We start from the raw sequence: 9007 nt of genomic DNA, 5'->3' as shown, positions 1-9007 counted from the left end.
GACTGCGGCAGGTGGGCCTGGAGCAGCTCGCTGGTGGTGGTCGACTCGTCGTCCAGCTCGGTGATGCGGCCGTCGCGGTCGGGGTAGTAGTTGTTCGTGTCGATGACGACCTTGCCCGCGAGCGGGGCCACGGGCACCTGGCGGTAGTTCTTCAGCGGCACCGTGACGACGACGATGTCACCGGCCTGCGCGGCTTCCTCCGCGGTCGCGGCGCGCGCGTTCGGGCCGAGGTCGGCCACCAGGTCGGCGAGGGTCTCCGGCCCTCGGCTGTTGCTCAGCACCACGTCGTGCCCGGCGGCCAGGGCCAGCCGCGCGACGGTGCTGCCGATGTTGCCGCTTCCGATGAATCCGATGGTCGTCATGCCGGGTGGCAACCAGCCGGTTCGCCGAAGCATTCCTGGGGACCCCGCCCTGGCGGGGTCCCCAGGTGCGGGACTACTTCGTGAGCGGTGCCAGCGTGGGGTCGTTGGCGTACGCCTCGGCCGCGTTCTCCTTGGTCACGATGACCGGGGGGAGCAGGTACGAGGGGACGACCTTCTCGCCGTTGTCGTAGGAGTCGGTGTCGTTGACGGTCGGCTCCTGACCGGCCTGCAGCGACTTGACCATGGTGAGGGTCTCCGCGACCAGCTTGCGGGTGTCCTTGTTGATGGTCGAGTACTGCTCGCCCTTCATGATCGACTTCACCGACTCGACCTCGGAGTCCTGACCGGTCACGACCGGGATCGGCTTGCCGGCGCCCTTGACCGAGGTGATGATCGCGCGGGCCAGCGTGTCGTTCGGCGAGAGCACCCCGTCGACCTTCTTGTCGCCGCTGTACGCCGAGGTCAGCAGCGAGTCCATGCGGGACTGGGCGTTCTCCGCCTTCCAGCCCTGGGTCGCGGTCTGCTTGATGTCGGTCTGCTTCGACCCGACGACGACGTCACCCTTGTCGATCGCCGGCTGCAGCACACTCATCGCGCCGTCGAAGAACACCTTCGAGTTGTTGTCGTCCGGCGAGCCGGAGAAGAGCTCGATCGTCCAGGGCCCGTTGGGCTTCTTCTCCTTCATGCCGTCGAGCAGGGCCTGCCCCTGCAACTCGCCGACCTTGAAGTTGTCGAAGGCGATGTAGTAGTCGACGTCCTTGGTATTGGTGATCAGCCGGTCGTAGGCGACCACCACGGCACCGGACTCCTTGGCCTGCGCCACCTGCGTGGACAGCTGGGCCGCGTCGGTCGCGCCGATCACGATGACCTTCGCGCCCTTGGTGACCATCGCGGTGATCTGGGCCTGCTGGTCGGCCACCGTCGTGGACGCACCGGCGTACTGCACGTCGGCCTGGAAACCCGCGTCCTTCAGGCCCTTCGTGAACAGGTCGCCGGCCAGGACCCAGTTCTCCGACGTCTTGGCCGGCAGCGCCACGCCGATCAGCGAGTTCTGCGCGAAGCCCTTCTCCGGTGCGGCGGAGTCGCTGCCGGTGTCGCCGTCGCGCTCGGAGCCGCAGGCGGTCAGGGCCGTCATGGTCATGAGCGCTGCGGCGCCGACCAGGAGACCCTTGGTGAGTACGGTACGCATGCTGGGATCGCCCTCCATTGGAAATCAGCTTGCTGTAGTTACTTTCTCGTCCTGCTGTGAGCCCTCGGGCAGTGCGGCGGGAGCAGGTCTGAAGGGGCGCGACAATGTTCCTATGATCGAGAATCGCCCCTGGTTCTTGTTGTAGACGTCGAGCGCGACGGCCGCGAGCAGGAACAGGCCCTTGATGATCTGGACCATGTCCGACCCGGTGCCGATGAGCTGAAGACCGTTGCTCAGCACGGCCATCACCAGACCACCGACGATCGAGCCGCTGATGGTGCCGAGGCCACCGGAGACGGCGGCGCCACCGATGAACACCGCGGCGATGGCGTCCAGCTCCCAGCTCAGGCCGTCCTGCGGGCCGGAGGCGGCGGAACGGGCCACGAAGATCATGCCGGCCAGGGCGGCCAGGACCGACATGTTCATCATGACCAGGAAATTGACCCGCTTCAGCTTGACACCGGACAGCTCCGCGGCCCGGGCGTTACCCCCGACGGCGTAGATGTAGCGGCCACCGGCGGTGTTTCGTGTGTAGAACGAGTAGGCGACGGCCAGGACGGCCAGGATGATGCCGGAGACGGGGAAGCTGGTGCCCACCCGGCCGCCGGCGAAGCGCAGGGTGACGAAGAGGACCAGGACCAGCATCACGGCGATGCGCACGATCGAGATCCACAGCGGGGCGGGCTCGGCGCCCTCCATCTGCCGGCGGACCTGGCGGGCCCGCAGCTCGCGCCACACCACGACCAGGCAGATGAACAGGCCCAGGAGCAGGGTCGGGTTGTTGTACCCGGTGTCCGGTCCGATCTCGGGCAGGTAGCCCGCGCCGATGTTGCGGAACCCCTCCGGCACCGGCACCGTGTCGGCGTTGCCGATGTACTGGTTGCCGCCGCGGAACAGCAGCATCCCGGCCAGGGTGACGATGAACGCCGGCACCCCGATGTACGCGACCCAGAAGCCCTGCCAGGCACCGATCAGGGCGCCGACGACCAGGCCGAGCAGAACGCCCAGGGGCCAGGGCACGTCGTGCTCGGTGACCGCCTTGGCCACGACGATCCCGGTGAACGCCGCCACCGAACCGACGGACAGGTCGATGTGGCCGGCGACGATGACCATCAGCATCCCGATGGACAGGATCGAGATGTAGGCGTACTGCTGGGTGAGCGCGATCAGATTGCCCGAGGTCAGGGTCAGGCCGTCGGTGCGGATCTGGAAGAACAGCACGATCGCGGCCAGGGTGAAGATCATCCCGAACTGCCGGGCGTTCGACGTATTTCCGCCGAAGAGGTTGCGCTGCAGTTCCTTCAGATAGCTCATGGGGTGGGCATCCTCCTCGTCGAGGTCATCTTCTTCATCAGGATCTCGGGATCGGCGTCGGCGCGGGCGATCTCACCGGTCACCGTGCCCTCCGACACGGTGTAGATGCGGTCGCACAGGCCGATCAGCTCGGGCAGCTCGGAGGAGATCACGATGACGCCCTTGCCCTGGTCGGCGAGCGCCTGGATGATCCCGTAGATCTCGTACTTGGCGCCGACATCGATGCCGCGGGTGGGCTCGTCGAGGATCAGCAGGTCGGGGTCGGTGAACATCCACTTGGCCAGCACGACCTTCTGCTGGTTGCCGCCGGAGAGCTTGACCACGCCCTCGTCGACGCTGGGGGCCTTGATCCGCAGGCTCTTCCGGTACTCCTCGGCCTCGTGGTACTGGCCGGCGTGGTCGAGCACGCCCCACCGGGTGATCTTGCCCAGCTTGGCCGACACCACCGAGGTCTTGATGTCGTCCAGCAGGTTCAGGCCGATGGCCTTGCGGTCCTCGCTGACGTAGGCCAGGCCGTGCCTGATCGCGTCGGCGACGGACCGCAGCTCGACCGGCTTTCCGTCCTTGATGATCTGGCCGCCGAGGAAGACCCCGTACGAGCGGCCGAACAGGCTCATCGCCAGCTCGGTGCGCCCGGCGCCCATCAGGCCGGCGAAACCCACGATCTCACCGTGCCGCACGGTGAAACTCGATCCTTTGCAGACCAGCCGCTCGGTGGAGACGGGATGACGCACCGTCCAGTCGCGCACCTCGAAGAACACCTCGCCGATGGTCGGGGTGTGTTCGGGGAACCGGCTGTTCAGCTCGCGCCCGACCATGCCGCGCACGATGCGGTCCTCGTTCGCGCCGTCCGAGGCCACGTCGATGGTCTCGATCGTGTGCCCGTCGCGCAGGATCGTGATGGAGTCGGCGATCGCCTCGATCTCGTTCAGCTTGTGCGAGATCATGATCGAGGTGATCCCGCGCTGCTTGAAGCCTTTCAGCAGGTCGAGCAGGTGCCGCGAGTCGTTCTCGTTCAGGGCGGCCGTCGGCTCGTCGAGGATCAGCAGCTTCACGTCCTTGGCGAACGCCTTGGCGATCTCGACGAGCTGCTGCTTGCCCACGCCGATGTCCTTGACCAGGGTGTCGGGGTCGTCCTTCAGCCCGACCATGGACATCAGCTCTAATGCCTTGCGGTTGGCGGCTGTCCAGTCGATCCGGCCCAGGCGCCGGGGTTCGTTGCCGAGAAAGATGTTCTCGGTGATCGACATGCCCGGCACCAGGGCGAGCTCCTGGTGAATGATCACGATGCCCGCGCGTTCACTGCTGCGGATGTCCGAGAACCGGGTCTGTGATCCCTGGTAGATGATCGATCCGGTGTAGGTGCCGTACGGGTAGACCCCGCTGAGAACCTTCATCAGCGTGGACTTCCCGGCGCCGTTCTCGCCGCAGATGGCGTGGATCTCGCCGGGCCGGACCACCAGGTTCACGTCCGCGAGGGCCTTGACCCCCGGGAAGTCCTTGGTGATCGAGCGCATCTCCAGGAGCGGAGCCGCATCCATGTCTCCTCCAAGGCCGCGGCCATGGTGGCCGTTTCGGCTCAGCGGGTGATCGTCCGTGACCATCCGTCGTCGGTGACCGCGGGACGACCGTTCCCCGCCAAGCAATCACCGACTGCTGCCGAACACTAAATTCAATTGATTTACTAAGTCAACGGCGTCCGGACACATGTCGACGAACGTGAGACGAACGGTAACGGGAGACGTGGTCGCGTGCGGCAGACAGGAACCAATCTCTCCAAGGTCGCTCAGTACAACCGGGCCGTGGTGCTGGATCAGATCCGGTTCGCCGACGGCATCAGCCGGGTGGAGATCGCGCAGCTCACGGGCCTGACACCGCAGACGGTGTCGGGGATCGTGCGCCGGTTCATCGCGGAGGGGATCGTCCGGGAGGACGGGTCGGGACGCTCCAGCGGTGGCAAGCCACGAACTCGGCTGCTTGTCAATGCTTCTGCCGGACGGGCGGTCGGTGTGCACTTCGACCCGGCGGAGCTGTCGTGCGTCGTGGTGGACCTCCTGGGCACTCCGCTGGGGAGCCTGCGACGGCCCACCCCGCCGGATGCCGACCCGGCCCTGATCGCCGCGGCCGTGGCCGAATTGGTGGACGAGGTGCTGGCCGGCGCGGGTGTGGCCCGCGAGGAGGTACTCGGGTTGGGCATCGTCACACCGGGGCCGATCGACCACGGCCGGGGCCTGCTGATGGCCCCGCCGCAACTGGCCGGCTGGACCCGGGTACCGTTGGGACGCCTGGTCGCCGAGGCGACCGGCCTGCCGGTGACCCTCGAGAACGACGCCACCGCGGCCGCGATCGGCGAGCGCTGGGCCGGAGCCGGTCGCGGCGTCGCGAATTTCGCCTACGTCTTCCTCGGTACCGGTGTCGGCGGCGGGCTCGTGCTGGAGCATCAGGTGTATCGCGGCGGCTCGATGAACGCCGCCGAGTTCGGGCACACCTCGGTACGTCCCGACGGTCCCCTCTGCTACTGCGGGAACACCGGATGCCTGGAGACGCTGGTCAGCCCGGCGGCGGTGGTGGCAAACGTGCGGCATCGTCTCGCGGCCGGTGAGGGGGCGGGCTCGGTGCTGTCGTCCGGGGATCCGCGGGACCTCACCCACGACGCGGTGTACCGGGCCGCGGCCGGCGGTGACCGGTTCGCCGCCCGAATCGCCGACGAGGCGGCCGAACACGTCGCCACGGTGGTGGTCAACGTGGTGAACATCGTCGACGTCGAACTCGTGGTGCTGGGCGGTCTGGGCATCCGGCACGTCCAGGACCGGTTCCGGAGCACGGTGGAACGGGCCCTGCGCACGCGTCCGCTGGCCCGGCAGATCCGCACGGCCCGGGTCGAGCTGTCGCCGCTGGTGCAGGACGGCGCGGCGATCGGTGGGGCCGCGCTGGTGCTCTACGCCACCTACTCACCACAGGTGTCGGCGCTGCTCTCCCTGTGACCGGCGGCCGATCACCTGCGGCCTTGCGCGAAATGGCCGGAAGTGGGAACGTCCTCGCAGAGACACGGGGTGCCCCTACCTACGGGGGCTGAGATGAGACCCGTCGAACCTGATCTAGTTCGCACTAGCGAAGGGATGTCTTCGGATGACGGATTTTGCCGTACCCGAGAACACCGTTGTGACGGCCACGGCCGAGCTCCTGACCCGGGTCCGGCGGCAGACGCCGCTGGTCCAGTGCATCACCAACGACGTGGTGGTGAACTTCACCGCGAACGTGCTGCTGGCGGTGGGGGCTGCCCCGGCCATGGTCGATATTCCAGAGGAGTCAGGGGGTTTCGCCCAGGCGGCGGGTGGGGTGCTGATCAACCTCGGCACCCCGCACGCCGAGCGGCGGGCGGCGATGGAGGTGGCGGCGGTATCGGCGCAGCAGGCGGGTACCCCCTGGGTACTTGACCCGGTCGCCATCGGTGCACTGCCAGTTCGCACCGAATTGGCGCACCGGCTCTATGATGTGGGTCCCACGATCGTTCGGGGCAACGCCTCCGAGATCCTCGCGCTGGCGGGTGCCGGTGCGGGTGGGCGCGGCGTCGACGCCACGTCCACGGTCGGCGACGCGGTTCGGGCGGCCGGTGAAATTGCCCAGAAGACGGGCGGTGTCGTCGCGGTCTCGGGTCCGGTCGACCTGATCACCGACGGTCGCCGCAGCGTGCGCCTGGCCAATGGGCACGTCTGGCTGACACGGGTCACCGGTGGCGGTTGCGCGCTCGGTGCGGTGATGGCGGCCTTCGCCGCGGTCGAGTCCGACACCTTCGCCGCGACCACGGCCGCGGTGCTCGTCTACACGGTGGCGGCCGAGCAGGCCGCCGCGGTGGCCGGTGGGCCGGGTTCTTTCGCCGTCGCGTTTCTCGATGCCCTGGCCTCGGTCACGGGCGACGACGTCGAGCGCCGGGCGCGCGTGTCATGACCGCGCCGGACCTCAGCCTCTATCTGGTCACCGACGCCGAATGCGCCCGGCGGGCCGGTCTTTCCCTGCCCGATCTGGTCGTGGCGGCCGTCTCCGGTGGCGTCACCACCGTTCAGGTGCGGGAGAAGCACCAGCCCGCGGGAGTTTTCCTGCGTACCGTGCTGGAGATCGGGCAGGTGCTGCCGGAGGGCGTGACCCTGCTGGTCAACGACCGTGTCGATGTGTACCTCGCGGCCCGCGACCTCGGCGCCCCGGTGGCCGGGGTGCACCTGGGGCAGAGGGATCTGCCCGCCGCCAGTGCCCGCGACCTGGTCGGGCCGGACGCCGTGCTCGGTGTGAGTGCCTCCCACCCGGACCAGCTGGCCGCCGCCGCAGCCAGTTCCGCGAGGGTGGACTACGTCGGCATCGGGGTGCTGCGGGCCACGGCGACCAAGCCCGATGCCCCGGCACCGCTGGGGGTCGACGGGATGCGGGAGCGCGCGAGACTCTCGGCCCTGCCGGCGGTCGCGATCGGCGGGATCCAGGTCGCCGACGCCGCCGCCCTGAGGGGCAGTGCCCTGGCGGGGGTGGCCGTGGTCAGCGGGATCTGTGCCGCGACCGACCCGGCCGCCGCGGCCGCGTCCTACCGGGCCGCGTGGGCGGCATGAGCGCCCCCGTGACCGGCCCGGTGCCGACGCTGACGGCGACCCCTCGCGTCCTCTCGATCGCCGGTACCGACCCGACCGGAGGGGCGGGCATCCAGGCCGACCTCAAGAGCATCGCGGCCAACGGCGGTTACGGGATGGCCGTCGTCACCGCGCTCGTCGCCCAGAACACCCGCGGCGTGCGCTCGGTGCACACCCCGCCGACCGGATTCCTGCGGGAGCAGCTGGATGCCGTCAGCGACGACGTCGAGACCGACGCCGTGAAGATCGGCATGCTGGGTGCCCCGGGGATCATCGCCGAGGTCTCCGGATGGCTGCGGCGCGTGCGTCCGCCGATCGTGGTGCTCGACCCGGTGATGGTGGCCACGAGCGGCGACCGGCTGCTGACACCCGAGGCCGAGCAGGCGTTGCGGGATCTGCTGCCGCTGGCCGGGCTGGTGACCCCGAACGTTCCCGAACTGGCCGTGCTGGCCGGGGCCGGGCCGGCGCGGGACTGGGACGAGGTGGTGCGGCAGGCCCTGGAGGTCTCCGGCCGCTGGGGCGTCCGGGTCCTGGCCAAGGGCGGTCATCTGGCCGGGGACGAGGTCAGCGACGCCCTCGTGGACGCGGGCGCGACCGACCCGGTGCGCCGCCTGGATGCTCCGCGCGTCCACACGTCGTCCACCCACGGCACCGGTTGCTCCCTGTCGTCGGCCGTCGCGACCTGGCAGGTGGTGACGGGGGACTGGTTCGCCAGCATCGACCGGTCCAAGCGCTGGCTGACCGAGAGTCTGCGTCACGGTGAGGAACTGAACGTCGGGCAGGGGCACGGCCCGGTCAGTCACTTCGCCGGGCTGTGGGAGCGCGGGGGACGGGACACCAGCACCGGTGACGAGTGGTGGCAGCGCATCGACGGCCTGCGCCGGGCCACCGACGCCGACCCGTTCCTGACCGGCCTGGCCGACGGCACCCTGGCGGGAAAGGCCTTCCGCTACTACCTCGCCCAGGACGCCCACTATCTCGAGGGATACGCCGGGGTGCTGAGTCGTCTCGGGCAGCTGGCGGACGATCCCGTCGAGCGGGCGTTCTGGGTCGCCGCGGCCACGGCCTGCGTGACCACGGAGTCGAACCTGCACCGCACCTGGCTCGGCGCGAGCGAACGGCCCGCCCCCGGGCCGGCGACCCACGAATACCTCGGCCACCTGCGCCAGGCCGTGGAGACGGGCTACGGACAGGGCGTGGCCGCGGTGCTGCCCTGCTACTGGATGTACGCCGACATCGGTCACCGGCTGGCCCCCCGCGCGGCGGGTAATCCTTACGCCGAATGGATCGCGACCTACGCCGATCCGCTGTTCCAGTACGCCACGCAGCAGGCCCGGTCGATCACCGACCGGGTGGCAGGAGCTGCGTCCCCACCGCTGCGCGAGGAGATGTGGCGGGCCTTCGAGAGGTCGGCACAGCTGGAGCGGGAGTTCTTCGCCGCCGCGTTGTGAGCGCCGGCCGCTGAGCGCGTTATCTTCTGGGGCAACCTTTTCAGCGCCACAAAACGTCCAAGGGGGGCAGGCGCCGGC

Annotated in this window: 8 protein-coding genes and 1 riboswitch; of the genes, 4 read left to right on the top strand and 4 right to left on the bottom strand. The window is 69.1% G+C overall.

The annotated features are described in order from the left end of the window. The 4 genes from LR393_RS20890 to mmsA form a co-directional block, all read right to left on the bottom strand. Window positions 1-362, bottom strand: a 362-nt coding sequence (locus LR393_RS20890) for an NADPH-dependent F420 reductase (protein WP_231485767.1), incomplete at its 3' end; no start/stop codon positions are given. Between the two features lie 73 nt (window positions 363-435). Then, window positions 436-1551 carry a substrate-binding domain-containing protein gene (locus tag LR393_RS20885; protein WP_231485766.1) on the bottom strand — a complete coding sequence of 372 codons (1116 nt, stop codon included), beginning with the start codon at window positions 1549-1551 and terminating at the stop codon, window positions 436-438. Window positions 1552-1575: 24 nt separating this feature from the next. Next, window positions 1576-2865 carry a multiple monosaccharide ABC transporter permease gene (gene mmsB / locus LR393_RS20880; protein WP_231485765.1) on the bottom strand — a complete coding sequence of 430 codons (1290 nt, stop codon included), beginning with the start codon at window positions 2863-2865 and terminating at the stop codon, window positions 1576-1578. Next, window positions 2862-4406: a multiple monosaccharide ABC transporter ATP-binding protein gene (gene mmsA / locus LR393_RS20875; protein WP_231485764.1), complete on the bottom strand. Its 1545-nt coding sequence runs from the start codon at window positions 4404-4406 to the stop codon at window positions 2862-2864. Before mmsA ends, mmsB begins: the two co-directional genes overlap by 4 nt. A 210-nt stretch (window positions 4407-4616) precedes the next feature. On the opposite strand from mmsA, the gene LR393_RS20870 reads away from it, so the two are divergent. From LR393_RS20870 to thiD, 4 genes are all read left to right on the top strand, one after another. Further along, a complete protein-coding gene (locus tag LR393_RS20870) occupies window positions 4617-5849 on the top strand; it encodes an ROK family transcriptional regulator (protein ID WP_231485762.1) in 1233 nt (410 codons plus the stop codon). A 55-nt stretch (window positions 5850-5904) separates the two neighbouring features. Beyond that, window positions 5905-6002, top strand: a riboswitch (TPP riboswitch). After that, complete coding sequence (gene thiM, locus LR393_RS20865; protein WP_231485760.1) at window positions 5995-6813, top strand: hydroxyethylthiazole kinase; 819 nt, start codon at window positions 5995-5997, stop codon at window positions 6811-6813. It overlaps the preceding riboswitch by 8 nt. Further along, window positions 6810-7460, top strand: coding sequence for a thiamine phosphate synthase (gene thiE / locus LR393_RS20860; RefSeq protein WP_231485756.1), 651 nt, complete (start codon window positions 6810-6812; stop codon window positions 7458-7460). Before thiM ends, thiE begins: the two co-directional genes overlap by 4 nt. Then, window positions 7457-8929, top strand: coding sequence for a bifunctional hydroxymethylpyrimidine kinase/phosphomethylpyrimidine kinase (gene thiD / locus LR393_RS20855; protein ID WP_231485755.1), 1473 nt, complete (start codon window positions 7457-7459; stop codon window positions 8927-8929). The genes thiE and thiD overlap by 4 nt, the downstream gene beginning before the upstream one ends. Window positions 8930-9007: the final 78 nt, after the last annotated feature.

This window comes from Kineosporia mesophila, assembly GCF_021129235.1.
In the GTDB taxonomy this organism is placed as follows: domain Bacteria; phylum Actinomycetota; class Actinomycetes; order Actinomycetales; family Kineosporiaceae; genus Kineosporia; species Kineosporia mesophila.
This window is presented reverse-complemented; position numbering and strand designations above follow the sequence as displayed.

Bases quoted from the DNA above. Each gene is read 5' to 3' on its own strand.
- thiM (WP_231485760.1), top strand. From the start codon at position 5,995: ATGACGGATTTTGCCGTACCCGAGAACACCGTTGTGACGGCCACGGCC.
- thiE (WP_231485756.1), top strand. From the start codon at position 6,810: ATGACCGCGCCGGACCTCAGCCTCTATCTGGTCACCGACGCCGAATGC.
- thiD (WP_231485755.1), top strand. From the start codon at position 7,457: ATGAGCGCCCCCGTGACCGGCCCGGTGCCGACGCTGACGGCGACCCCT.
- mmsB (WP_231485765.1), bottom strand. From the start codon at position 2,865: ATGAGCTATCTGAAGGAACTGCAGCGCAACCTCTTCGGCGGAAATACG.
- mmsA (WP_231485764.1), bottom strand. From the start codon at position 4,406: ATGGATGCGGCTCCGCTCCTGGAGATGCGCTCGATCACCAAGGACTTC.
- LR393_RS20885 (WP_231485766.1), bottom strand. From the start codon at position 1,551: ATGCGTACCGTACTCACCAAGGGTCTCCTGGTCGGCGCCGCAGCGCTC.